Annotated in this window: 26 protein-coding genes; 15 read left to right on the top strand and 11 right to left on the bottom strand. The window is 71.7% G+C overall.

The genetic code is table 11. The features are described from left to right. Positions 1–216 precede the first annotated feature (216 nt). Positions 217–1,077 (bottom strand): dihydropteroate synthase, encoded by an 861-nt coding sequence (gene folP, locus ACZ7L0_RS05795; RefSeq protein WP_471241162.1) that lies wholly within the window; start codon positions 1,075–1,077, stop codon positions 217–219. Between the two features lie 138 nt (positions 1,078–1,215). Between folP and ACZ7L0_RS05790 the strand changes: the two genes are divergently transcribed. Both ACZ7L0_RS05790 and ACZ7L0_RS05785 read left to right on the top strand, forming a co-directional pair. Continuing rightward, positions 1,216–1,566: a DivIVA domain-containing protein gene (locus tag ACZ7L0_RS05790; RefSeq protein ID WP_471241161.1), complete on the top strand. Its 351-nt coding sequence runs from the start codon at positions 1,216–1,218 to the stop codon at positions 1,564–1,566. Continuing rightward, positions 1,563–2,147, top strand: coding sequence for a DNA-3-methyladenine glycosylase I (locus ACZ7L0_RS05785; protein ID WP_471241160.1), 585 nt, complete (start codon positions 1,563–1,565; stop codon positions 2,145–2,147). Before ACZ7L0_RS05790 ends, ACZ7L0_RS05785 begins: the two co-directional genes overlap by 4 nt. A 36-nt stretch (positions 2,148–2,183) precedes the next feature. On the opposite strand, the gene chcB is transcribed toward ACZ7L0_RS05785, so the two are convergent. After that, entirely contained in the window at positions 2,184–2,987 is an 804-nt protein-coding gene (gene chcB, locus ACZ7L0_RS05780; protein ID WP_471241159.1) for a 2-cyclohexenylcarbonyl CoA isomerase, read from the bottom strand. Between the two features lie 64 nt (positions 2,988–3,051). On the opposite strand from chcB, the gene ACZ7L0_RS05775 reads away from it, so the two are divergent. After that, positions 3,052–3,216 carry a hypothetical protein gene (locus ACZ7L0_RS05775; protein ID WP_471241158.1) on the top strand — a complete coding sequence of 55 codons (165 nt, stop codon included), beginning with the start codon at positions 3,052–3,054 and terminating at the stop codon, positions 3,214–3,216. Between the two features lie 146 nt (positions 3,217–3,362). Further along, positions 3,363–3,530: a DUF3117 domain-containing protein gene (locus ACZ7L0_RS05770; protein WP_018544333.1), complete on the top strand. Its 168-nt coding sequence runs from the start codon at positions 3,363–3,365 to the stop codon at positions 3,528–3,530. 168 nt (positions 3,531–3,698) lie between these two features. Here the strand turns inward: ACZ7L0_RS05770 and ACZ7L0_RS05765 are convergent, their stop codons facing one another. Further along, entirely contained in the window at positions 3,699–4,316 is a 618-nt protein-coding gene (locus ACZ7L0_RS05765; protein WP_471241594.1) for an O-methyltransferase, read from the bottom strand. 312 nt (positions 4,317–4,628) lie between these two features. Between ACZ7L0_RS05765 and sigE the strand changes: the two genes are divergently transcribed. From sigE to ACZ7L0_RS05740, 5 genes are all read left to right on the top strand, one after another. Continuing rightward, entirely contained in the window at positions 4,629–5,330 is a 702-nt protein-coding gene (gene sigE, locus ACZ7L0_RS05760) for an RNA polymerase sigma factor SigE (protein ID WP_471241593.1), read from the top strand. Continuing rightward, entirely contained in the window at positions 5,327–6,292 is a 966-nt protein-coding gene (locus ACZ7L0_RS05755; RefSeq protein ID WP_471241157.1) for an anti-sigma factor family protein, read from the top strand. Before sigE ends, ACZ7L0_RS05755 begins: the two co-directional genes overlap by 4 nt. A gap of 134 nt (positions 6,293–6,426) precedes the next feature. Then, positions 6,427–8,064, top strand: a complete 1,638-nt coding sequence (locus tag ACZ7L0_RS05750; RefSeq protein ID WP_471241156.1) for a S1C family serine protease — start codon at positions 6,427–6,429, stop codon at positions 8,062–8,064. 172 nt (positions 8,065–8,236) lie between these two features. Further along, the gene (locus ACZ7L0_RS05745; RefSeq protein ID WP_471241155.1) at positions 8,237–8,680 is read left to right on the top strand and encodes a sec-independent translocase; all 444 of its coding nucleotides are present in this window, start codon (positions 8,237–8,239) and stop codon (positions 8,678–8,680) included. A 135-nt stretch (positions 8,681–8,815) separates the two neighbouring features. Continuing rightward, the gene (locus ACZ7L0_RS05740) at positions 8,816–9,487 is read left to right on the top strand and encodes a hypothetical protein (RefSeq protein ID WP_471241154.1); all 672 of its coding nucleotides are present in this window, start codon (positions 8,816–8,818) and stop codon (positions 9,485–9,487) included. Between the two features lie 72 nt (positions 9,488–9,559). Here the strand turns inward: ACZ7L0_RS05740 and ACZ7L0_RS05735 are convergent, their stop codons facing one another. From ACZ7L0_RS05735 to ACZ7L0_RS05725, 3 genes are read right to left on the bottom strand one after another with little or no spacing between them, the layout of a single operon-like run. Further along, a complete protein-coding gene (locus ACZ7L0_RS05735) occupies positions 9,560–10,693 on the bottom strand; it encodes an Mrp/NBP35 family ATP-binding protein (protein ID WP_471241153.1) in 1,134 nt (377 codons plus the stop codon). Positions 10,694–10,737: 44 nt separating this feature from the next. Continuing rightward, positions 10,738–11,328 carry a DUF1003 domain-containing protein gene (locus ACZ7L0_RS05730; RefSeq protein WP_471241152.1) on the bottom strand — a complete coding sequence of 197 codons (591 nt, stop codon included), beginning with the start codon at positions 11,326–11,328 and terminating at the stop codon, positions 10,738–10,740. Beyond that, positions 11,318–12,637 (bottom strand): magnesium transporter MgtE N-terminal domain-containing protein, encoded by a 1,320-nt coding sequence (locus ACZ7L0_RS05725; RefSeq protein ID WP_471241151.1) that lies wholly within the window; start codon positions 12,635–12,637, stop codon positions 11,318–11,320. The genes ACZ7L0_RS05730 and ACZ7L0_RS05725 overlap by 11 nt, the downstream gene beginning before the upstream one ends. A gap of 210 nt (positions 12,638–12,847) precedes the next feature. Here ACZ7L0_RS05725 and ACZ7L0_RS05720 point away from each other — a divergent pair, with 210 nt between their 5' ends. After that, positions 12,848–13,594, top strand: coding sequence for a hypothetical protein (locus ACZ7L0_RS05720; RefSeq protein ID WP_471241150.1), 747 nt, complete (start codon positions 12,848–12,850; stop codon positions 13,592–13,594). A 16-nt stretch (positions 13,595–13,610) separates the two neighbouring features. Here ACZ7L0_RS05720 and ACZ7L0_RS05715 read toward each other — a convergent pair whose 3' ends face one another. Then, positions 13,611–14,129 carry a hypothetical protein gene (locus ACZ7L0_RS05715; protein ID WP_471241149.1) on the bottom strand — a complete coding sequence of 173 codons (519 nt, stop codon included), beginning with the start codon at positions 14,127–14,129 and terminating at the stop codon, positions 13,611–13,613. A gap of 22 nt (positions 14,130–14,151) precedes the next feature. Beyond that, the gene (locus ACZ7L0_RS05710; protein ID WP_471241148.1) at positions 14,152–15,270 is read right to left on the bottom strand and encodes a magnesium and cobalt transport protein CorA; all 1,119 of its coding nucleotides are present in this window, start codon (positions 15,268–15,270) and stop codon (positions 14,152–14,154) included. 494 nt (positions 15,271–15,764) lie between these two features. On the opposite strand from ACZ7L0_RS05710, the gene ACZ7L0_RS05705 reads away from it, so the two are divergent. Further along, entirely contained in the window at positions 15,765–16,361 is a 597-nt protein-coding gene (locus ACZ7L0_RS05705; RefSeq protein ID WP_471241147.1) for a suppressor of fused domain protein, read from the top strand. A gap of 41 nt (positions 16,362–16,402) precedes the next feature. On the opposite strand, the gene ACZ7L0_RS05700 is transcribed toward ACZ7L0_RS05705, so the two are convergent. Further along, positions 16,403–17,662 carry an MFS transporter gene (locus ACZ7L0_RS05700; RefSeq protein WP_471241146.1) on the bottom strand — a complete coding sequence of 420 codons (1,260 nt, stop codon included), beginning with the start codon at positions 17,660–17,662 and terminating at the stop codon, positions 16,403–16,405. 169 nt (positions 17,663–17,831) lie between these two features. On the opposite strand from ACZ7L0_RS05700, the gene ACZ7L0_RS05695 reads away from it, so the two are divergent. The 3 genes from ACZ7L0_RS05695 (at position 17,832) to ACZ7L0_RS05685 (ending at position 20,104) form a co-directional block, all read left to right on the top strand. Then, positions 17,832–18,473: a DUF6758 family protein gene (locus ACZ7L0_RS05695; RefSeq protein WP_471241145.1), complete on the top strand. Its 642-nt coding sequence runs from the start codon at positions 17,832–17,834 to the stop codon at positions 18,471–18,473. A gap of 109 nt (positions 18,474–18,582) precedes the next feature. After that, on the top strand, positions 18,583–19,440 hold the full coding sequence (locus ACZ7L0_RS05690; RefSeq protein WP_471241144.1) for a PHP domain-containing protein: 858 nt from the start codon (positions 18,583–18,585) through the stop codon (positions 19,438–19,440). A gap of 58 nt (positions 19,441–19,498) precedes the next feature. Further along, positions 19,499–20,104 (top strand): MarC family protein, encoded by a 606-nt coding sequence (locus ACZ7L0_RS05685; protein WP_067005960.1) that lies wholly within the window; start codon positions 19,499–19,501, stop codon positions 20,102–20,104. Positions 20,105–20,138: 34 nt separating this feature from the next. Here the strand turns inward: ACZ7L0_RS05685 and ACZ7L0_RS05680 are convergent, their stop codons facing one another. After that, complete coding sequence (locus tag ACZ7L0_RS05680) at positions 20,139–20,291, bottom strand: hypothetical protein (RefSeq protein ID WP_471241143.1); 153 nt, start codon at positions 20,289–20,291, stop codon at positions 20,139–20,141. Between the two features lie 194 nt (positions 20,292–20,485). Between ACZ7L0_RS05680 and ACZ7L0_RS05675 the strand changes: the two genes are divergently transcribed. Beyond that, positions 20,486–21,391 carry an NYN domain-containing protein gene (locus ACZ7L0_RS05675; RefSeq protein ID WP_471241592.1) on the top strand — a complete coding sequence of 302 codons (906 nt, stop codon included), beginning with the start codon at positions 20,486–20,488 and terminating at the stop codon, positions 21,389–21,391. Here ACZ7L0_RS05675 and ACZ7L0_RS05670 read toward each other — a convergent pair. Beyond that, entirely contained in the window at positions 21,388–22,257 is an 870-nt protein-coding gene (locus tag ACZ7L0_RS05670) for an alpha/beta fold hydrolase (RefSeq protein WP_471241142.1), read from the bottom strand. The genes ACZ7L0_RS05675 and ACZ7L0_RS05670 overlap by 4 nt on opposite strands. Between the last annotated feature and the right edge of the window lie 95 nt (positions 22,258–22,352).

The raw sequence follows: 22,352 nt of genomic DNA, 5'->3' as shown, positions 1-22,352 counted from the left end.
GGGCTGGGGCGCAGCCCCGCGGGGGTCTGGGGCGGTAGCCCCGCGGAGGTCTAGGGCGGAGCCCTGGCCAGGGTCTGGGGTGCAGCATTGGCGGGGTGCTGGGGCGGAGCCCCGGCGGAGGTCTGGGGCGGGGGTCTGGGGCGGAGCCCCGGTGGGGGGCGAAGGGGCGGAGCCCCTGGGGGATGGGACGGGTAGGGTCGGCGGGGGCGAGGAACCCTACGCCAGCCCCCGGCGGGCCACTGCCGGTGGGCGGTGGCCGGCGATCGACGCCACCATGTCCAGTACCTGCCGGGTCTCCGCGACCTCGTGCACCCGGTACACCTGGGCCCCCAGCCACGCCGAGACGGCCGTCGTCGCCAGCGTCCCGACGACCCGCTCCTTGACCGGCCGGTCCAGAGTCTCCCCGACGAAGTCCTTGTTGGACAGCGAGACCAGCACCGGCCACCCGGTGGCCACCATCTCGCCCAGCCGCCGAGTCGCCTCAAGACTGTGCCGCGTGTTCTTCCCGAAGTCGTGCCCGGGATCGATCAGCACCGACTCCCTGGGCACCCCGAGCGAGACCGCCCGCTCGGCCAGCCCCACGGTCACCCGCAGAATGTCGGCCATGACGTCGTCGTACGTCACCCGGTGCGGCCGAGTCCGCGGCTCGGCACCCCCGGCATGGGTGCACACCAGCCCCACCCCGTACCGAGCGGCTACCTCCGCCAGTCCAGGATCCACCCCGCCCCAGGCGTCGTTCAGCAGATCCGCCCCGGCCTCGCAGACCGCCGCCCCGACCTCGGCCCGCCAGGTGTCCACGCTGATGATCACGTCCGGGAACCGCCGCCGCACCTCGGCGACGAACCCGACCGTCCGCCGCGCCTCCTCGGCCGCGGACACCTCTTCGCCGGGCCCGGCCTTGACCCCGCCGATGTCGATGATCGCGGCGCCCTCGGCCACCGCCTGCTCCACGCGCGCGAGCGCCGGCTCGTCGCGGAAGGTGGCCCCCTGGTCGTAGAAGGAGTCCGGGGTCCGGTTCACGATCGCCATGATCACCGGCTCGTGCGGCTCGAATTCCCGCCTGCCCAGCCTGAGCATCCCCTGTGACCTCTCCCAGTAAGACCTGCGTATGTCCCGTTCCAGGGCCGCCTGCGACCCTAACCGTCAGCGTCGCATGGCACGATCGGACCCGGATACTTTCGACACCGAGCACATCGAGCGTGGGGACCCTCAGCGATGGTTATGTTCTTGTTCCTGGTCGTCGCGCTCGCCGTCGTGGTCGCCGCGGTGACACTCGCCGTGGTGGGCGGCGGCGAGAGCGGTCCGCTGCCCGAGGCCACGCCGGAGCGCCTGGCCGACCCGCTGCCGCCGGACCGCCCGGTCGGCCGCGCCGACGTGGAGAGCCTCCGCTTCCCGCTCGCCCCCCGCGGCTACCGCATGGCCGACGTGGACGACGCCCTCGGCCGCCTCGCCGCCGAACTCGCCGAGCGGGACGCCCGTATCGCCGACCTGGAGTCCGCGCTGGCCGGCGCCCGGGCGGCGGCGCACGCCCCGCAGGACAAGCCCGCTCAGGAGGGGCAGCAGTGAGCGACGGCACCGCCCTCGCCGGTCCGGACGGCGCGCTGCGCTGCCCCTGGGCGCTGTCCACCGCGGACTACGTGACGTACCACGACGAGGAGTGGGGCCGCCCGGTCCACGGCGACGACGCCCTCTTCGAGCGGCTCAGCCTGGAGGCCTTCCAGTCGGGGCTGTCCTGGATCACGATCCTGCGCCGCCGCCCTGGCTTCCGTACCGCGTTCGCCGACTTCAAGATCGCGGCCGTGGCCGACTTCACCGACGAGGACCGCGAACGCCTCCTCGCCGACCCGGGCATCATCCGCAACCGCGCCAAGATCGACGCGACCCTCGCCAACGCGCGCGTGCTCGCCGACTGGTCCCCGGGCGAGCTGGACGAGCTGATCTGGTCCCACGCCCCCGACCCGGCCGCCCGTCCCGCCCCCAAGAGCCTGTCCGACGTGCCGGCGGTCACCCCCGAGTCGACGGCCCTGTCCAAGGCCCTCAAGAAGCGCGGCCTGCGCTTCGTGGGCCCGACGACGGCGTACGCGCTGATGCAGGCGTGCGGGCTGGTGGACGACCACCTCGTGGACTGCACCGCCCGCCGCGCCTGATCGCGCGCGGGAGCGCGCGGGGCCGGAGGGGCCGGATCAGCGGCCGAGGTACTTCGGCTTCTCCTTGTTCACGAAGGCCTGCACCGCGATCGCGTGGTCGTCGGACTGCCCCGCCCGGGTCTGGAGCTCGTCCTCCTTGTCGAGGGTCTCCGCCAGGGAGTGCGTGAGCCCGTACGCCACGGCCTCCTTGAGCGCCGCGTACGCCACGGTCGGGCCCTCGGCCAGCGCCCGCGCCACCTTCTCGGCCTCGGCCCGCAACTCGCCTGCGGGCACCAGACGACTGGCGATCCCGAGCTCGTACGCCTCCTGCGCGGTGATGGTGCGCGGGAAGAGCAGCAGGTCGGCCGCCCGGCCCGGGCCGACGACCCGCGGCAGCGTCCAGGAGATCCCGGAGTCGGCGGTCAGGGCCACGCCCGCGAAGGACGTGTTGAAGGACGCCGTGTCGGCCACCACCCGGTAGTCGGCCGCGAGCGCGAAGCCGAGCCCGGCCCCCGCCGCGACCCCGTTGACCGCCGCGACCACCGGCTTCGGCGCGTCGGTCAGGGCCCGCACGATCGGGTTGTAATGCTCCCGGACCGTGCTCATCGTCTGCCCCGAGCCCGTCTCCCGGTCGGCGGCCAGCAGCCCGATGTGCTCCTTCAGGTCCTGCCCCACGCAGAACGCCCGGTCCCCGGCCGCGGTCAGCAGCACCGCCCGGACGGAGTCGTCGGCCGCCGCCGCCCGTGCCGCGTCCCGGAGGGCGACCTTGGTCGCGATGTTCAGCGCGTTCATCGCCTCGGGGCGGTTCAGCGTGATCGTCGCGAGCCCGTCGCTGACCTCGTAGAGCACGGTGTCCGCCATGGCGCATCCCTCCGGTTCGCGGCTAGGGCGTACCGGTCGGTACGCCCTGTGTCCGAAGGACAGCATGGCGGAGATCGCCGTCGGCGTACCGGACCCGACGTGTGACCTGCGTCAAACAATGCCGACCGGGATCCGGTCGGCGGATATGTGTGCGGCGGCGCAGTATCGCAGTCACATCGCCGAATTGAGTGGTTTTGCTCGCGCGCGTTGCGCAAGCGATGCCTACTGATGTTGGTCATCGGGTCCTGAGATGCGGGATAATGGCCTGGAAGCAATGTGTTCGATGCCGGTGTCGCGTGTCCTGTCGGACCGCGCGTGCCCTCCCAGGGCCGTCGGCTGCTGACGATGAGCTGGGTTTCAGGAAGGGGAACGAGCATGGCGGCCATGAAGCCGCGGACGGGTGATGGCCCGCTCGAGGTGACCAAGGAGGGGCGGGGCATCGTCATGCGCGTTCCGCTCGAAGGCGGCGGTCGACTCGTCGTCGAGCTGACCCCTGACGAGGCCGAGGCGCTGGGCGACGCCCTCAAGAAGGTAGTCGTCTGACGCGCCGGCGACCATGTCCTCCCGGCTGCCCCGGCCCCGCATCGCGGTGCCGGGGCAGCCGCGTTCCCGGACCTGCCCCGTTGCGCGCGTACCCGTGCCCACGCCCTCCATGCCTGGACGGGCGTACGTCACCACCCGGCCGCTGTCACCACTTGACCTTGACCGCCGTCAGCGCTTGACCGCGCACAGCAGCCCGTCGCCCACCGGCAGCAGCGACGACATCAGTTCCTGGCTCTCCCGCACGGTGCGCAGCAGCTCCCGCAGCCGCAGCACCTCCGTCGGCTGCGGTCCCGAGTCCACGGTCCGGCCGTGCGCGAAGACGCCCTCGAAGACCACCAGTCCGCCGGGCCGCAGCAGCCGCAACGATTCAGCGAGGTATTCCAGGTACTCGAGGCGATCACCGTCGCAGAAGACGAGGTCGTAGCCGGCGTCCGCGAGGCGGGGCAGCACGTCCAGGGCGCGGCCGGGGATGAAACGCGCGCGGTTGCTGGCGAAGCCGCAGGCGCGGAAGGCCTGCCGGGCGAACTGCTGGTGCTCGGGCTCGGGATCCACGGTGGTCAGCACCCCGTCCGGACGCATGCCGTGCAGCAGGTGGAGCCCGGAGACGCCGGTACCGGTGCCGATCTCCGCCACCGCCTTGGCGTCCACGGTGGCGGCGAGCAACCGCAGGGCGGAGCCCGTGCCGGGCGACACCGAGCGCAGCCCGGCCTCCCGGGCCCGGTCGCGGGCCCAACGCAGCGCGTCGTCCTCGGCGACAAAGGCGTCGGCGAACGCCCAGCTCGTCAGCCGGTTGCCGGTAATGGCCCTCTCCTGTCCCGTGGTTGCCTGGGCGTGACTGTATCCGTTGCCCCGGGAACCCGCAGATGGGACCGGGCGTTTAAAGGGTTGAGCGAGTGGTGGGGGACCCGACGGGGGTAGGAGATGGACGAGAGCGCCGAGCAAGTGCTGACGCAGCCGTATGAGCCGTATCAGCCCAGATCAATTTCTCGTAAAACCGCTTATCCGGAGCTAACGGGCGAGGTGGCTATGGTAGGGGCTCCACTGGACACCACCAGAGCCGACAGGGGAGGTGCGGCTGCACCTGTGGATCGGGGAGGAGTGCTGCGGCGCTTCCTCGGATCGGCGGGCAGGCCGAAATCCGTGAACGACACCGCTGACCACGGCCACGCCGCCGACACAGCCCAGACCGCGACCTTCTCCACCGACGCGGACGGGCAGGCGTGGACTCCGCCCACCTGGGAGGAGATCGTCAGCACGCACAGCGGTCGCGTCTACCGGCTGGCGTACCGTCTCACGGGCAACCAGCACGACGCCGAGGACCTCACCCAGGAGGTCTTCGTCCGCGTCTTCCGCTCGCTGTCGACGTACTCGCCGGGCACCTTCGAGGGCTGGCTGCACCGCATCACCACCAACCTCTTCCTGGACATGGTCCGGCGCAAGCAGCGCATCCGCTTCGACGCCCTCGGCGACGACGCGGCCGAGCGGCTGCCCAGCCGTGAGCCCACCCCGCAGCAGGTCTTCAACGACGCGCACTTCGACGCGGACGTCCAGCAGGCGCTGGACACCCTCGCGCCGGAGTTCCGTGCCGCGGTCGTCCTGTGCGACATCGAGGGGCTGTCGTACGAGGAGATCGCCGCGACCCTCGGCGTGAAGCTCGGCACCGTGCGCTCCCGTATCCACCGTGGCCGCTCCCAGCTCCGCAAGGCGCTCGCGCACCGCTCTCCGGAGGCCCGGGCGGCCGGGCGTCGCTCCTTCGTGGCCCGTGTCCCCGTCCTGGGAGGAGGGGGCGCGACCGCGTGAGTGGATCACGGCCCAAACCTGCCGAGGGACACCTGGCAGAGCAGCATCTGGGAGACCGACTCTCCGCCCTGGTGGACGGCGAGCTCGGTCATGAGTCGAGGGAACGCGTCCTGGCCCACCTGGCCACCTGTGCCAGGTGCAAGGCGGAGGCGGACGCCCAGCGCCGACTGAAGAACGTGTTCGCGGAGGCGGCCCCTCCGCCGCCCTCCGAAAGCTTCCTGGCCCGGCTCCAGGGTCTTCCCGGGGGAGGCGACCCGGACGGCGGTGGCTCGCCGCTGGACGGGGGGTTCTCCGGACCGGCCTCCGACGCGGGGGTCTTCGGAGTGAGCCGGGGCGAGCGGTTCGAGTTCGGGTACGTTCCCGTCCGTCCGCACACCTCCGCCGCCGACCGCGGCTTCCGCATCCACCCCGTCGGCCGCCCGGACGCCGACCGCTCCGCCTCGCGCGGGCGGCGGTTCGCGTTCGTCGCCGCCGGCGCGGTGTCGCTGGCGGCGGTAGCGCTGGGCGGGGTGACCGCCGGCATGCCGGCCGATCCGGCCGCCGACGCCCGGGGCGGCTCCGGCAGCGGCGGCAGCGTGGCCCCGGCCCGCACCTCGGGCACGGGAGCAGCGGCGGCGCCCGAGGCGCAGCGCCGCCGTTCGTCCGGGCCGCTGACGGTGCAGGGCACCTCGCTCGGTCAGACGCCTGCCGTGCCGACCTCGGTGTCCGCGCCGCTGCTGCCCGGGATTCCGTCCGTCAGCGGGCGGGAGCAGGACACCACGCTGACCACCCCCGTGGTGGTCGGTGCGGCGGTCATGTCCCCGTTGATACGCCCGCTCGGTCCGAACCCGCCGTTCGCCCTCACCGCATGGTCCTCGGTCCCCGAGGTCACCGGCCCGGGCCTGCTCGCCGCACCCGTCCCCGACACGGCCTCCGACCCCGTCACCCCCTCCCCGTCCGCCTCCTCCCGCCTCGCCCCCTGACCGGCCTCTGCGCCACGGCCCGCACACCTGGTTGAATCCTGTGTGGGCCGTGCCCGCGGCGGAGTCCGGGGCACGGATTCGACGATCCGCGGCCAGCATCGACGAGCGGGGCCGCGGCGAGCCGTGGGGAGAACATGAACGAGGGGAATCCGGTCCCGCCGGGGGAGACCGAGGGTGACTTCGAGCTGGCGCGACCGGCGACCGCGCCCGGTGATCCGGGCGGGGACGACTTCGAGCCGGCCGGTCCTGTGACGCCCTCGGCGGAGGTCCCCGCGCCCGTCCCCGTCGTCCCCTCGGACGCCGAGCGCCCCAGACCCCTGCACGACCCCGACCCGTACAGCACCCCGCCGTACGGCCGGCCGGGCCCCTGGGCCCCCGCCCCACCGGTCCAGCACCCGGCGGCGACGCCCACCCACGGCACGGCGATCCCGGCACCGGCCGCGCCGCAGGATGAACCCAGGCCGACCGCGATTCCCGCGCCCCCCGGCCCGGTGGACGCACTGCCGCCTGCCGCCCCGGAGGGCACCGCCCCGCCTCCGGCCGCACCCGCCGCCGCACCGCCCGCAGGCCCCTGGCAGCGCTACGACCCCTGGGCCGCCGCGCCGCCCGCGCACGCCCCGCTTCAGCTGGCCGGTGCCGCCGTGCCCACGGCGGGGCAGCGGCGCGGACGGGCCAAGCGGATCCTGGTGGGCGGGGCGCTGGTGCTCGCGCTGGTCTCCGGGGGCGTCGGCGGTGCCGTGGGCGCGTATCTGGAACGCGAGGGCGGGACGGGGACCGTACGGCTGCCGCAGGCGGGCAAGGAGCCCAGTGGGCGGCCCGCGGACAGCGTGGCGGGGATCGCCGCCCGCGCGCTGCCGAGCGTGGTCACCCTGCATGTGAAGGGCGGTGACGAGCAGGGCACCGGCACCGGCTTCGTGCTCGACACACGCGGCCACATCCTCACCAACAACCATGTCGTCGAGCCCGCCGCGTCCAGCGGCGACATCACGGTGACCTTCAGCGGCGGCGACACCGCCGACGCCCGGATCGTCGGCCGGGACACCGGCTACGACCTGGCCGTCGTCCAGGTCAAGGGCGTCCACGGACTCACGCCCATGCCCCTCGGCAACTCCGACAACGTCCAGGTGGGCGACCCCGTCGTGGCCATCGGCGCCCCCTTCGACCTCGCCAACACCGTCACCTCCGGCATCATCAGCGCCAAGGAGCGGCCCATCACGGCGGGCGGCCGGAGCGGGGACGGCAGCGACGTGTCGTACGTGGACGCGTTGCAGACCGACGCCCCGATCAACCCCGGCAACTCCGGCGGGCCCCTGCTGGACTCCCGGGGCCGGGTCGTCGGCATCAACTCGGCCATCCGCTCCGCGGACAGCGGCTCCGACTCCGACGGCGGCCAGGCCGGCTCCATAGGCCTCGGCTTCGCCATCCCGGTCAACCAGGCCAAGCGCGTCGCCGAGGAGCTGATCAACACAGGGAAGGCGACCCACCCGGTGATCGGCGTCACCCTCGACATGGACTACACCGGCGACGGCGCCCGGATCGGCGCCAAGGGCGGTGGCGGACCCGCGGTCGTCGTGGACGGCCCCGGTGACCGGGCCGGCCTGGAGGCGGGCGACGTGATCACCGAGGTCGACGGCAGGTCCGTCCACTCCGGCGAGGAGCTGATCATCAAAACCCGCGCCCACCGCCCCGGCGACCACCTGCGCCTCACCGTCCGGCGCGACGGCCGTACGAAGGAGGTCCCCCTCGTACTGGGGTCCTCCGACGACAACTGACGGGGCCGCAACTGACAGAAACCTCACAGGTCGGGGCCCACCCGCGGCCTGACATGGCAAACAACCCGGAAAACCGGCTCTCTACACGCACTCGGACACCTCGGGACGGTACCGGTCGGACAGGTGCGCCGGGTACCGTGGTGCGGACCGAGGACATCGCAAGGAGCTTCAGGTGTTCAATGACATAGGACCACTCGAGCTGGTGACGCTCGTTGTCCTCGCCGTGCTCGTCTTCGGTCCGGACAAGCTCCCGAAGGTCATACAGGACGTGATGCGCACCGTCCGGAAGATCCGTGAGTTCTCCGAGAGCGCCAAGCAGGACATCCGTCAGGAACTGGGCCCGGAGTTCAAGGACTTCGAGTTCGAGGACCTCAACCCCAAGACGTTCATCCGCAAGCAGCTGGACGACGACGAACTGGGGCTGCAGGAGATCCGCAACGGCTTCGACCTGAAGAAGGAGATGGCCGAGGTCACGGACGCGGTCCACGGGCGCGAGAACGAAGCCTCCTCCACCTCCTCGTCCTCCGGTTCCGCCGACGGCCGGATCGACATGACGAAGAAGCCGGAGGACCCCGGCAAGGACGACCGGCCGCCCTTCGACGCCGACGCCACCTGACCCACGCGCAGGGCGGCTTCCCTGCGGCTCGGAGTGGTGTGGATATGCTGCCGAGTTGTTGTGCGGACCGGGCGAGTACGCCCGAAGGGGGGCGGGCCGCCCCGGTCCGACGAGAACGAGGAGGCGTCCGGGCACATGGAGACCACAAGTCGGTCAGTCGCGCAGGTGCCGGCCGCGGAGGGTGGACAGCAGCTCCCCTCCGCCCGGCGCACGGTCGGCGACTACCTGCTGGCGCCCTTCCCGTGGTACGGCCTCGACGAGGCCTTCACGGGACAGCGCTGGCTGATGCAGGTCGGTACGGCGGCTGACGGTGCCGTCGAGCACGGGTCGATCGGGCACGGCGACGAACCCTCCGTACGCAACGAGCACACCGCCGCGTCGGCGAACGACCTCCGCGAGAAGTTCGCGGTCGTGGTCACCGTCGCCGCGAACCCCGTGCGGCGCAGCCCGGACGGCACGGGCCTGCTGGAGGCCACGTCCGTCTCCTCGGCGGCCTGGCTGGCCGGGGTGGGGCTGCTGTCCTTCACCTGGCCCGGGCAGATGGACCACAGCCTGCGGGACGACTGGCTGGATCAGCAGACGGAGACCGCCTGGGCCCTGGCCGACGACCTGTCCGGCCCGGAGTGGTCGACGCTCTCCCTGCCGGTGGACGGGGTGCCGACGCCCTTCCACTACCGGGAGTCCGAGTTCGGCTGGGTGCTCGCCGGGTCGACGCAGGAGGGGGTGCACGTGGGGGCGTACGGCAGGGGCATGAGCGCGTACGGTCTGGGCTTCGCCGTGATCAAGGACATCGGCGCGTACGCGTGACGACGTGACGAAGGGGCGCCGTGGGTTTGCGGCGCCCCTTCGTCGTAGGCCCCTCGTCGCAGGGCCGGAAGCTCAGAACTTGTTCTTGGGCGTGATGCCCAGCGACAGGCCCGAGAGGCCCCGCTGACGTCCCCCCAGCTTCCCCGCGATGGCCCGCAGCGCGGAACCCGCCGGGGAGTCGGGGTCGGTGAGGACGACCGGCTTGCCCTCGTCGCCGCCCTCGCGGAGGCGGACGTCGATCGGGATGCTGCCGAGGACCGGGACGGACGCGCCGGTCGTACGGGTCAGGCCGTCGGCGACCGTCTGCCCGCCGCCCGTGCCGAACACGTCGACCATCTCGCCGCAGTGCGGGCAGGGCAGGCCGGACATGTTCTCGACCACGCCGACGATCTTCTGGTGGGTCTGGACGGCGATGGAGCCGGCCCGCTCGGCCACCTCGGCCGCCGCCTGCTGCGGGGTCGTCACGACCAGGATCTCGGCGTTCGGGACCAGCTGGGCCACGGAGATCGCGATGTCGCCGGTGCCGGGCGGCAGGTCCAGGAGCAGGACGTCGAGGTCGCCCCAGTACACGTCGGCCAGGAACTGCTGGAGCGCGCGGTGGAGCATCGGGCCGCGCCAGACGACCGGGGCGTTGCCCGGGGTGAACATGCCGATGGAGATGACCTTCACACCGTTCGCCGACGGCGGCATGATCATGTTCTCGACCTGGGTGGGGCGGCCGTCGGCGCCCAGCATGCGCGGTACCGAGTGGCCGTAGATGTCGGCGTCGACGACACCGACCTTCAGCCCGTCGGCCGCCATCGCCGCCGCGAGGTTCACCGTCACCGAGGACTTGCCGACGCCGCCCTTGCCGGAGGCCACCGCGTACACACGGGTGAGCGAGCCGGGCTTGGCGAAGGGGACCTCGCGCTCGGCCTGGCCTCCGCGCAGCGCGGAGGCCAGCTCGCGGCGCTGCTCGTCGCTCATCACGTCCAGCGTGACGTCGACGCGCGTGACACCCTCGACGCGGGAGACCGCCTCGGTCACCCGCTGCGTGATCGTCTCGCGCATCGGGCAGCCGGATACCGTCAGGTACACGGTGACCGCGACCGCCCCGTCCGCACCGATCTCCACCGATTTGACCATCCCGAGTTCGGTGATGGGTCGGTTGATCTCGGGGTCGTTCACCGTCGCCAGTGCCTCGCGCACCGCGTCATCCGTAGCCATACGCACGATGGTACGGCGCCCGGCGGGGGCTGCGGAAAGCCCCGTCAGCGGTCGTCTACGTCACGTGCCCGCGACCGTTCCGCCGGGAATACGACGTGGCCGTCCCTTCGCTCCTCCAGCTCCTTGATCATGTCCTGCAGTTCGGAGCGGATCCAGTCGCGGGTCGCCACCTCGCCCAGGCCCATCCGCAGCGCGGCGATCTCACGGGTCAGGTACTCGGTGTCCGCGATGGACCGCTCGTTCTGTTTGCGGTCCTGTTCGAGGTTGACCCGGTCGCGGTCGTCCTGCCGGTTCTGCGCGAGCAGGATCAGCGGGGCCGCGTAGGAGGCCTGGAGCGACAGCATCAGGGTCAGGAAGATGAACGGGTAGTTGTCGAAGCGCAGGTCCTGCGGCGCCGCGATGTTCCACACCACCCACATGATGATGACGACCGTCATCCAGACGATGAAGCGTCCCGTGCCCAGGAAGCGGGCGATCTTCTCCGACAGCCGTCCGAAGGCCTCGGGATCCCACTCGGGCAGGAACCGGCGCCGCGGCGGGCGCGGCTGGTCCAGGCGGGGAGTGCGCGGCCGGGTGGCGGCCGTCGCCCCCGCCAGGGTGCGCTCGCGGGAGCCGGATTCGCGCTCAGGAGTCATGACCACGCACCCCCTCGGCCACTTCCCCGGCGGCTTCCCCGGCCGCCTCCTCGTCCAGGTGGAACTCCGTCTCCCGCCAGTCCTCGGGCAGCATGTGGTCCAGTACGTCGTCCACGGTCACCGCGCCCAGCAGCGCCCCGGCCTCGTCGACGACGGGCGCCGCGACCATGTCGTACGCGGCGAAGAACCCGGCGACGATCGGCAGCGCGGCGTCGGGGCCGAGGGCCTGGAGGTCGTCCTCGACGAGCGAGCTGACCAACGTGTACGGGGGGTCGCGCAGCAGGCGCTGGAAGTGGACCGTGCCGAGGTACTTGCCGGTCGGGGTCTCGTCGGGCGGGCGACAGACGTACACCTGGGCGGCGAGGGCCGGGGACAGGTCGGGGTTGCGGACCCGGGCGAGCGCGTCGGCGACGGTGGCGTCCGGCCGCAGCACGATCGGCTCGGTGGTCATCAGACCTCCCGCGGTGTGCTCCTCGTACGCCATCAGGCGCCGCATGTCGGCGGCGTCGGAGGGCTGCATCAGGCTCAGCAGCCGCTCCTTGTCCTCCTCGGGCAGCTCGGCGAGCAGGTCGGCCGCGTCGTCGGGGTCCATGGCCTCCAGGACGTCCGCCGCGCGCTCCTCCTGCAGCTTGCCGAGGATCTCGATCTGGTCGTCCTCCGGCAGCTCCTCCAGGACGTCGGCGAGGCGGTCGTCGTCGAGGGCCGCTGCGACCTCGGCGCGCCGCTTGGCCGAGAGGTGGTGCAGGACGTTGGCGAGGTCCGCGGGGCGCAGCTGCTCGAAGGTGGCGAGCAGGCTCTCGGCGCCCTGCCCGTGCTCCTCCAGGGAGAACCCGGTGACCGCGGACCACTCCACGGTCAGCGTCTCGCCCTTGGCGCGGCGGAAGGCGCCGCCCTTTCTGCCCCGGCGCACGAAGACCCGGTCGACCTCCCAGTCGCGGCGGGCCGGCAGCTGCTGCACGGACAGGTCGAGGACGGTGACCTCCTCGCCGGCCTCGACGAGCGTGACGCGCCGGTCGAGCAGTTCCCCGAAGACGAGGCGCTCGGTGGGCCGCTGTTCGAAGCGGCGGACGTTGAGCACGCCGGTGGTGATGACCTGTCCGGACTCGATGCCGGTCACCCGGGTCATGGGCAGGAAGATACGGCGGCGGGTGGCGAGTTCGACGACCAGCCCGAGCAGCCGCGGGGGCCGCCGTCGGACGCGCAGCATGACGACCAGGTCGCGGACGCGGCCCACCTGGTCGCCGGTCGGATCGAAGACGGGGACACCGGCGAGGTGCGAGACGAAGATCCGGGGGGCGCCGGCTGCCATGGCTGTGCTTCCTTCTCTACGGCGTGCATCGGGCTGTCGCACTGGGTGCGTTCCTTATCCGAATTGCCCGCTCGGGTGGGCTTCAGGCTAGCCCGTCCCGATCGCGGGCGCCCTGGTGAGGGGTCCGGACGGTCTGGCTCCGCTCCGGGTCCGCCGCCCCGGTACGCTGCGGTACGCCGCTCAGGACCCGTCAGAAAGGCAGCCCCACCTGTGACTGCGATTCCCCAGGGCCGTACCCGCCGAGCCGCTCTGCTGAGCGCGACGTGCGCACTGGTCGTGACAGGGGTGGCGCTCGCGGGATGCAGCAGCGACGATCCGGACGCGGGCACCAACGGGATCGCCAAGCTGTCCCCGGCCAAGATCCAGTCCCGGACGCGTACGGAGGCCCGGTCGGCGGCGGCCGTGCGGCTGTCGGGGACCGTGGTCACCAGCGGGCGCACATACACGCTGGACATGCGGCTGAAGGACGACGGCGGCACCGGGTCGGTCACGTCGAAGGGGGCGACTTTCCGGCTGCTGCGGGTCGGCGAGCAGCTGTATCTGATGGCCGACGCGGAATTCTGGGACCACACCGACGGCAGCGGCGGGGACGCGGCGGCGGCGGGCAAGCTCGACGGCAAGTACGTCAAGGTGCCGCAGGGCGATCCCGCGTACAGGAAGTTCAGCGGCTTCACGGACAAGGACGTCCTCCTCGACGGTCTGCTGACCCTGCACGGCACGCTGGCGACGGACGGCCGCTACGAGCAGTCCGGCGTCCGCACCGTGCGCATCACCGGCGACAAGGGCTCCGGCGGCAGCCTGGACGTCGCCCTGGAGGGCAAGCCGTATCCGCTCCGCCTCGTCCGGGGCGGCGGGGCGGGGACGCTCCGCTTCTCGGACTGGGGGAAGGACTTCGCCGTCTCCAAGCCGGCCAAGGGGGAGACGGTGGACTACGGGAAGCAGCTGCCGACGTCGTAGCGTCCGGCGGCCCCCGCTACTTCCGGCCCCGCCGCTTGGCGAGGAGCCGCGGCAGCCCCGCCGGGATCGGCCGGCGCGTCGTCGCCGGAGACGGCAACGGCGGCTCGACGAGGCTGCCCTCGGGCAACGGCACCGATGAACCCGCCGGAACCAGGCGGAGCACCCGGCACTCGCTGAGCCAGCGCCGCGTCATCGCCTCGCCGTCCGGCGCGTTGAGGCGCTTGCCCTTCAGCTCGGCGACCGCCGCCTCCCACTCCTCGGAGCCGGGCGCGAGCTCGGAGACGGTGGCGGTCCAGGTGACCAGCCGGCCGCCCTTGTCCTTGCTGCGGACGGTGATCTCGGCGGAGCCGCCGTCGGTCAGCCCGGGCAGCGGCTGTTCCCCGGGCCCGTCGCCGACCAGGCACGCCGCTCCCTCGTGCCACACGTGCCACAGCGCACGCGCGGCCGGGGCCCCGGCGCCCCTGACCCAGATGAGGCCGGACTTCTTGGTGGCCTCCTCGACGAGGGCCTGGCCGAGCAGCTCCGTAGATGTCATGCGCCCAGCCTATCGAGGAGCCCTACAGCCAGCCGTTGCGCTTCAGCGTGCGGTGGATGCCCACGCAGATCGCCATGGTGATGCCCATGATCACCGGGTAGCCGTACTTCCAGTGGGTCTCCGGCATGTACGTGAAGTTCATGCCGTACACCCCGCACACCATCGTCGGCACGGCGATGATCGCGGCCCAGGCGGTGATCTTCCGCATGTCCTCGTTCTGCGCGACGGACGCCTGCGCGAGGTTGGCCTGGAGGATGGAGTTCAGCAGTTCGTCGAAGCCCAGCACCTGCTCCTGGACCCGGGCGAGGTGGTCGGCGACGTCCCGGAAGTACTTCTGGATGTCCGGGTCGATCAGCCGCATCGGCCGCTCGCTCAGCAACTGCATGGGACGCAGCAGCGGCGACACCGCCCGCTTGAACTCCAGTACCTCGCGCTTGAGTTGGTAGATCCGGGCCGAGTCCACACCGCGCGACACCCCGCCCTTGCGGCCGGGTGAGAACACCTCGGTCTCCACCTCGTCGATGTCGTCCTGCACCGCGTCCGCCACCGCGATGTACCCGTCGACGACATGGTCGGCGATGGCGTGCAGCACCGCCGACGGGCCCTTGGCGAGCAGCTCGGGGTCGTCCTGCAGCCGGTGCCTGAGGGCCCGCAGCGAGCCCTGCCCGCCGTGCCGGACGGTGATGAAGAAGTCCCGGCCGGTGAAGCACATGACCTCGCCGGTCTCCACGACCTCGCTGTCGCCGGTGAGCCGGTCGTGCTCGACGTAGTGGATGGTCTTGAAGACGGTGAAGAGGGAGTCGTCGTAGCGCTCCAGCTTGGGCCGCTGGTGGGCCTGCACCGCGTCCTCGACGGCCAGCGGGTGCAGCCCGAACTCACCGGCGATACCGGAGAATTCGGCCTCGGTCGGCTCGTGCAGCCCGATCCACACGAAGCCCCCGTCGCGCCGCACCTGGCGCATCGCCTCCTGCGGGGTCAGGGCCTTGCCGAACTCCACACGGGCCCCGTCGCGGTAGACGGCGCAGTCCACCACGGCCGACGGCGTGGCGGGGTCGCGGGTGGTGTCGTACGCGCTGGTCTCCTTGCGCAGCGAGACTCGGGAGGGGCGGACGACGGCGCGCAGATCGCGGATCATCGACATGGGCAGGCTCCTTCGCGGGCGAGCAACGAAAGACCGCCGGCGACGGGTGGAACTACCCGGAATGAGGACGTTTTCACTGCGGATGTTTGGCACGTCCACAAAGCGGGGAGCACCGCACCGTCGCGGTGGCGACTTCGCTACTGATTCAGAACTGACACAGATCAGACGGATCAGGCAAAGCGAAACGAGTGCTCTTCCGGATGACGCGAATGACGCGGCACGAGCGTGAGAGGTGGCGGCCAGCCAGGCAGCAGGAGCAGCGCAGCCAGAGCAGCTACGTCAGCAGCCGGAAGAGCGAGTGGTACTGCACGGTCGACTTCGATCCATGACAGCCCCACCTCCTCCGGCCGGTCCCTCGTAAGGGAGTCCCATCGGGCGTCGGGGCTTGATCGCGACGCTTCTGCGTGCTGCCCGAACCACCGGCTCAGAGTACCAGCCGCCCGAAGTGTCAAGGCGCCGCTTTGCCCGGAGCTGACGAGTTCTATGCTCACCGCATGGTTGATGTTCTTCCCCTCGTCGAGGCGCGGTTGAGTACCGCGCTAGGAGAACCGGACGCGCGCGCCGCGGTCACCTTCCTGGGTACGGACCGCATCGAGGTGCTCCGATTCCAGGGCAGCGACCATGAGGGTGCCGTCGTCCGCTACGCCACGCTCGGCATGTCCGCGCACCCCATGACCGACCCCACGGCGATGCTCGCCGACCCGGTCAAGGGCCCCCGCGCCGAGCTGGTCCTCTCGGTTCGCGCCGGGCTCGCCGACACCGACAAGGTGCTCCGCCCGCTCGCCGTGCTCGCCGCGTCCCCGCAGGTGGAGGGCGTGGTGGTGGCCCCCGGCGCCTCCCTGGACGTGGGCGGCCCGCTGTGGCCCGACGCCCCCTTCACCTCGGTCCTGGTCGCCGAGCCGGGTGGGCTGGTGGAGGACCTGGAGCTCGACGAGCCGATGGAGCCCGTACGGTTCCTGCCGCTGCTGCCGATGACCCCCAACGAGGCCGCCTGGAAGCGCGTCCACGGCGCCCAGGCCCTCCAGGAGCGCTGGCTGGCGAACGGGACGGACCTGCGGGATCCCGCCCGCAGGTCCGTCCCGCTCGACTGACGCCGACGTGACCGATCTCACCAACGTCCGGCCATGGCCGGTCAGTTGGCGAAGACGGTGACACCGTCCTCGGCCGCGTGCCGGGGTTCCAGCTCCTCCGCGGTGGGGGTCCCCCCGCTCGAGCGAAGCCGAGAGTGGGGGAGGGTGAGGGCCTTCCGCCTCACGACGACCACCGCCGCGCCCAGCACCGCGGTGACCGCCGCCGCCACGAACGGCATGTGGTCGTCGCTCCACTCCTCGATCTTCGGCGCGAAGTAGGGCGCCGCCGCGGCCGCGAACCACCGCACGAAGTTGTAGCCCGCGCTCGCCACCGGGCGCGGCGCGTCCGAGACGCCCAGGGCCAGCTCGGTGTAGACCGTGTTGTTCACGCCGATGAACGCGCCGGACAGGACCGTGCAGACGATCGCGGCGGTGTGGCCGCCGTAGCCGAGGACCAGCACATCGGCGGCGAGCAGGACCAGCGAGCCGCCGAGCACCTTCAGCGAGCCGAACCTCTCCTGCAGACGCGGCGCCACGATCACCGAGAAGACGGCGAGCAGCACACCCCAGGCGAAGAACACGGCGCCCGACTTGTACGGGGTCATGTTCAGTACGAACGGGGTGAAGGCCAGCACGGTGAAGAACGTGTAGTTGTAGAAGAACGCCGAGACCGCCGCCGAGGCCAGACCGCCGTGGCCGAGCGCCTTGACCGGGTCCAGGACCGAGGTCTTGCGGGCGGGCTTCGGCTGCTCCTTCAGGAACACGGTGATGCACAGGAAGCCGATGGCCATCAGCACGGCCGTGCCGAAGAAGGGGTAGCGCCAGCTGGCGTTTCCGAGCACCGCGCCCAGCAGTGGACCGCAGGCCATGCCGAGGCCGAGGGCGGACTCGTACAGCAGGATCGCCGCGGCGCTGCCCCCGGCCGCCGCGCCGACGATGACCGCGAGGGCGGTGGAGACGAACAGGGCGTTGCCCAGGCCCCAGCCGGCGCGGAAGCCGACGAGCTGCGCGACCGAGCCCGATGTGCCGGCCAGGCCCGCGAAGACCACCACGAAGGCCAGGCCCAGCAGCAGGGTCTTGCGGCCGCCGACGCGGCTGGAGACGAAGCCGGTGAGCAGCATCGCGACGGCGGTGATCAGGAAGTAGGAGGTGAAGAGCAGGGAGACCTGACCTGCGGTGGCGTTCAGGCCCTGGGCGATGGAGGGCAGGATCGGGTCGACCAGGCCGATGCCCATGAAGGCGACGACGGACGCGCCGGCCGTCGCCCAGACCGCCTTGGGCTGCCGCAGGAGGCCGCCGGCTCCCGCATCGAGGGTGTCCATGCTTTCTCCTGTCCGTGAAGTAGTTGGTATATGCAACATAGTAAGTTAGGGACGCTAATTAATGCAAGCTACATCCATCTGGACGTCGAGAGGGCCCGCCGCAATCGGTTCCGTCCGGACGGGTGATCGTCCTTGACGTGGCGGTGCAGGGGTAGGACCGTGGAGCCCTATGAGGGGCGAACCCAGTTGCCCGAAGTGTGGTGGCCGGGTCAGGGCTCCCGGCCTCTTCGCCGATTCCTGGCAGTGCGATGTGCACGGGGCGGTGTATCCACTGCAGCCCGTGATCCCGCCCAGCGTCGAGGCCCTCGGTGTGGTGGTGCACCGCACACAGGTGCCCGTGTGGATGCCGTGGCCGCTGCCGGTCGGCTGGCTGTTCACCGGGGTGACGTACGCCGGTGACGACCGCAGCGGGGGCCGCGCCACCGCCGTGGCCTGCTCCGGACCCGGCCCGCTCGGCGGTATGGGGGAGCTGATCCTGGTCGCCGAGGAACTCGGCGTCGGCCTCGGCGCCCGCTACGCCGGCATCGACGGCCCGGACCCGGGCCCGTACATGAACGTCGAGAAGCCACCCGAGGCCAAGGTCCTCGCCGCCGGCCGCCCGACCCCGCTCTGGCACGTCTACCGCACCCCCGACGACCGCGCCGTCTTCGCGGGCGAGGCGCTCGGGATGTGGCTGTGGGCGGTGGTGTGGCCGGAGCGGTCCGGGCTGCTGATGTACGACGAGCTGGTGCTGACGGACCTGCGGGAGGCCGGGGCGGAGCTGGACCTCGTGCCGTGCGGGGCGCTGTCCCCGAGGCTGTTGGAACCCTGAGCGCCGGCTGTAGGGGGCGCGAGGCGGCTGCGGGTGTGACAGGGCACCCCTCCGGTCCCGCTATCCTTAGGTGTCCCCTCCCGTACCGTCCCCGCCTGGAGCCCGTGTCGTGCGCATCGATCTGCACTGCCACTCCACGGCCTCCGACGGTACGGACACCCCGGCCGAGCTGGTGCTGGCCGCCGCCGCGGCCGGTCTGGACGTCGTCGCGCTGACCGACCACGACACCACCCGCGGACACGCCGAGGCCGTCGCCGCGCTGCCCGAGGGCCTCACCCTGGTCACCGGCGCCGAGCTGTCCTGCCGTGTCGACGGCATCTCCATGCACATGCTGGCCTACCTCTTCGACCCCGAGGAGCCCGCCCTGCTCGCCGAGCGCGAGCTGGTGCGCGACGACCGGGTGCCGCGGGCCAAGGGCATGATCGCCAAGCTGAACGAGCTGGGCGTGCCGGTCACCTGGGAGCAGGTGAAGCGGATCGCCGGGGACGGCTCCGTCGGGCGCCCGCACGTCGCCTCCGCGCTGGTCGAGCTGGGCGTGGTCCGGACCGTGAGCGACGCGTTCACCGACCAGTGGCTGGCCGACGGCGGCCGGGCCTTCGTCGCGAAGCACGAGACCGACCCCTTCGAGGCGATCCGGCTGGTCAAGGGCGCGGGCGGGGTCTGCGTGTTCGCACACCCGGCCGCCGCCAAGCGGGGTCGTACGGTGCCGGAGTCCCGGATCGCCGAACTGGCCGCGGCCGGCCTCGACGGCGTCGAGGTCGACCACATGGACCACGACGCCGACGCCCGCACGCGTCTGCGCGGGCTGGCGAAGGAACTGGGGCTGCTGGTCACGGGGTCCTCGGACTACCACGGCAGCCGCAAGACCGTGGCCCTCGGCGAGTACGTCACCGACCCCGAGGTGTACGGGGAGATCACACGGCGGGCGACCGGGGCGTTCCCGGTGCCGGGGACCGGCGGAGCCTGAGGCCCGCCCCTCACCCGCTCACCTTCGTACTTCTTCCAGCAAGGCCTGTTACTCACCCATGTTCGACGTCGCCGTCTTCGGCTCCCTGTTCCTCACCCTTTTTGTCATCATGGATCCCCCCGGGATCACCCCGATCTTCCTGGCGCTCACCGCCGGACGCCCCGCCAAGGTGCAGAAGCGGATGGCGTTCCAGGCCGTCTGCGTCGCCGGCGGCGTCATCGCCGTGTTCGGCGTCCTCGGGCACCAGATCCTGAACTACCTGCACGTCTCCGTCCCCGCGCTGATGATCGCGGGCGGGCTGCTGCTCCTGCTGATCGCGCTCGATCTGCTCACCGGCAAGACGGACGAGCCCAAGCAGACCAAGGACGTCAACGTCGCCCTCGTACCGCTGGGCATGCCGCTGCTGGCGGGCCCGGGGGCCATCGTGTCCGTGATCCTGGCCGTGCAGAAGGCCGGCAGTGTCGCCACGCAGGTATCGGTGTGGTCCGCGATCCTCGCGATCCATGTCGTGCTGTGGCTGGTGATGCGCTACTCGCTGCTGATCATCCGGGTCATCAAGGACGGCGGTGTGGTGCTGGTGACGCGGCTCGCGGGCATGATGCTCTCGGCGATCGCGGTGCAGCAGATCATCAACGGTGTCACTCAGGTGATCCGGGGGAGCTGAGACGCGGTCTCGGCTCCCCCGGAAAGCTTGAGTGTTACGAGGCCGGGGCTTCGGCCGGCCGGATCCACAGTCGCTGCCCGATTGCGGCGGCCTGCTGAACGATCCGGTTGACGGAGGCGGCGTCCACGACGGTGCTGTCCACGGTGGTGCCGTCGACCTCGTCGAGTCGCATGATCTCGAAGCGCACTGGCTTCTCCCTTCGTCTGGTCATCCTCCTGAGGAGAACTACTGGTGTCGTCGTGACATACGTATTCAACGGGCTGCGTGTTACAAACATTCCCTACGCTAAAGAAATTTTTCGAACGACTAATTACTGACCGGTAAGAGGTCTTTGTGAGACTGACCGGGACCAGTTGTGTTCGCAGCGTGACCGCCGGGACAATGGAGTCGATGAACGACGACCTCGCGGCCCTGCAAGCCCGCATCGACCGCACGAACGAGCTGCTTCAGCGCATGCTCGCCGAAGTGGCGAAGACGCCCTCGACCCATGCGATCTTCGTCGACGCGGGGTACCTCTACGCGGCCGCGGGCAGGCTGGTGGCCGGGACCGAGGACCGGCGCGCCTTCGACCTCGACGCCGAGGGCCTGATCGACGCGCTGATCGACCGCGCCCGCACCATCTTCGCGGACAGCAGGCTGCTGCGGGTCTACTGGTACGACGGCGCCCGGCGCCGCATCCACACCGCCGAGCAGCAGTCCATCGCCGAACTCCCCGACGTCAAGGTCCGCCTGGGCAACCTCAACGCCAACAACCAGCAGAAGGGCGTCGACTCACTCATCCGCTCCGACCTGGAGTCCCTCGCCCGCCACCGCGCGATCAGCGACGCGGCCCTCCTCGGCGGCGACGAGGACCTGGTGTCGGCGGTGGAGGCGGCGCAGGGGTACGGCGCCCGCGTCCACCTCTGGGGCATCGAGGCCCCCGAGGGACGCAACCAGGCCGAACCGCTGCTCTGGGAGGTCGACAGCCAGCGCACCTTCGACCTCGAGTTCTTCAAGCCGTACGTCTCCCGGCGCACCGCCCTCCCCTACGACGCGACCGGCGCGGCCCGGCCCGCCCGCGAGGACGTCCGCTTCGTCGGCGCCCAGATCGCGGCGAAGTGGCTCGCCGCCCGGGGCCGGGAGGCCCTGGTGGAGTTGCTCCCCGGACACCCCTACCTGCCCGGCTCCGTCGACCAGGACCTCCTCGTCGAGGCCGAGGGCCTGCTCCAGTACTCCCTGCGCGGCCAGGCGGATTTGCGGCGGGCGTTGCGGGACGGGTTCTGGGAGCACTTGCAGACGCAGTACTAAGACCTGTCCCAGAAGTCGGCGACGGCGCGGGCCGTGGCGAGTGGCCGGTCGGTGTTGGGGGAGTGCTCCGCGCCCTCGATGACCGTGCGGCGGGCCCGCAGCCGGGCCGCCATCTCGTCGAGGAGCGGCAGCGGCCAGGTGTCGTCGAGCGCGCCGGACAGCACATGGAAGGGCAGCGGAACGGCGGCCAGTTCGGCGACGCGGTCCGGCTCGGTGCACAACTGGCGGCCGGTGGCGAGGAGTTGGGCGGGCTTGTTGCCCAGCCAGCGGCGCCGCAGGTCCTCCCGGTCGTCGAGGCCGCCGTCGAGCTCGCCGGTGGAGGTCTCCTCGGGCGGCTCCATGGCCTGGATGGCCTCCCACACCTCGGCCATCGTCATCACGGCCAGCGCGTCCCGCAGCAGCTTCACGCGTTGCTGCTGGGAGACGGAGATCTGGGCCGGTCCCGAGGCCATCAGGGTGAGCGAGCGGAAGGGGGAGCGGTCGAGGAGCACGGCCGCGCGGGAGATCTGCCCGCCCAGAGAGTGCCCCAGCAGGTGCACCGGCGTGCCGAGCGCCTCCGCCTGGGCCAGCACGTCCCGCGCCAACTCCTCCTGCGCGTAGGCCGATTCGTCCGCCTCGGGCCCGTCCGACTCGTACTGCCCGCGCCCGTCCACGGCGACCGTCCGGTAGCCGCGCTCCGCGAGCGGCACGTGCAGCGGGTTGAAGTCCTCCTTGCTGCCCGTGAATCCGGGCACCAGCAGCGCGACCCCCTTGGGCTCGACACCGGCGGCCACGGGCGCGTCGACGACGGCGAACTCACCGCGCGCGGTGCGCAACGCGTAGGCGCGGGCGCCGGGGGGCGGGACGAAGGTGGGAGGCCTGCTCATGAGCAGAGGCTATCGGGAGCGGCCGGACGCCGACGGCCCGGTCCACACGAGGTGGGCCGGGCCGTCGGGGTGTTGCGTCGCGTGAGCGGTCGCTC

This window comes from Streptomyces sp. NPDC039424, assembly GCF_055639495.1.
Note: the sequence above shows the minus strand (reverse complement) of the source record. Positions and strands in the feature narration are given on the sequence as shown.

Excerpts from the sequence above, each read along its gene's own strand:
- ACZ7L0_RS05735 (WP_471241153.1), bottom strand. The coding sequence starts at position 10,693 with ATGGCTACGGATGACGCGGTGCGCGAGGCACTGGCGACGGTGAACGAC.
- ACZ7L0_RS05730 (WP_471241152.1), bottom strand. The coding sequence starts at position 11,328 with ATGACTCCTGAGCGCGAATCCGGCTCCCGCGAGCGCACCCTGGCGGGG.
- ACZ7L0_RS05700 (WP_471241146.1), bottom strand. The coding sequence starts at position 17,662 with ATGGACACCCTCGATGCGGGAGCCGGCGGCCTCCTGCGGCAGCCCAAG.
- ACZ7L0_RS05670 (WP_471241142.1), bottom strand. The coding sequence starts at position 22,257 with ATGAGCAGGCCTCCCACCTTCGTCCCGCCCCCCGGCGCCCGCGCCTAC.
- chcB (WP_471241159.1), bottom strand. The coding sequence starts at position 2,987 with ATGGCGGACACCGTGCTCTACGAGGTCAGCGACGGGCTCGCGACGATC.
- ACZ7L0_RS05770 (WP_018544333.1), top strand. The coding sequence starts at position 3,363 with ATGGCGGCCATGAAGCCGCGGACGGGTGATGGCCCGCTCGAGGTGACC.
- ACZ7L0_RS05695 (WP_471241145.1), top strand. The coding sequence starts at position 17,832 with ATGAGGGGCGAACCCAGTTGCCCGAAGTGTGGTGGCCGGGTCAGGGCT.
- ACZ7L0_RS05775 (WP_471241158.1), top strand. The coding sequence starts at position 3,052 with ATGGCGGAGATCGCCGTCGGCGTACCGGACCCGACGTGTGACCTGCGT.
- ACZ7L0_RS05750 (WP_471241156.1), top strand. The coding sequence starts at position 6,427 with ATGAACGAGGGGAATCCGGTCCCGCCGGGGGAGACCGAGGGTGACTTC.
- ACZ7L0_RS05725 (WP_471241151.1), bottom strand. The coding sequence starts at position 12,637 with ATGGCAGCCGGCGCCCCCCGGATCTTCGTCTCGCACCTCGCCGGTGTC.
- ACZ7L0_RS05715 (WP_471241149.1), bottom strand. The coding sequence starts at position 14,129 with ATGACATCTACGGAGCTGCTCGGCCAGGCCCTCGTCGAGGAGGCCACC.
- ACZ7L0_RS05705 (WP_471241147.1), top strand. The coding sequence starts at position 15,765 with ATGGTTGATGTTCTTCCCCTCGTCGAGGCGCGGTTGAGTACCGCGCTA.
- ACZ7L0_RS05790 (WP_471241161.1), top strand. The coding sequence starts at position 1,216 with ATGGTTATGTTCTTGTTCCTGGTCGTCGCGCTCGCCGTCGTGGTCGCC.
- ACZ7L0_RS05675 (WP_471241592.1), top strand. The coding sequence starts at position 20,486 with ATGGAGTCGATGAACGACGACCTCGCGGCCCTGCAAGCCCGCATCGAC.
- folP (WP_471241162.1), bottom strand. The coding sequence starts at position 1,077 with ATGCTCAGGCTGGGCAGGCGGGAATTCGAGCCGCACGAGCCGGTGATC.
- ACZ7L0_RS05685 (WP_067005960.1), top strand. The coding sequence starts at position 19,499 with ATGTTCGACGTCGCCGTCTTCGGCTCCCTGTTCCTCACCCTTTTTGTC.
- ACZ7L0_RS05740 (WP_471241154.1), top strand. The coding sequence starts at position 8,816 with ATGGAGACCACAAGTCGGTCAGTCGCGCAGGTGCCGGCCGCGGAGGGT.
- ACZ7L0_RS05710 (WP_471241148.1), bottom strand. The coding sequence starts at position 15,270 with ATGTCGATGATCCGCGATCTGCGCGCCGTCGTCCGCCCCTCCCGAGTC.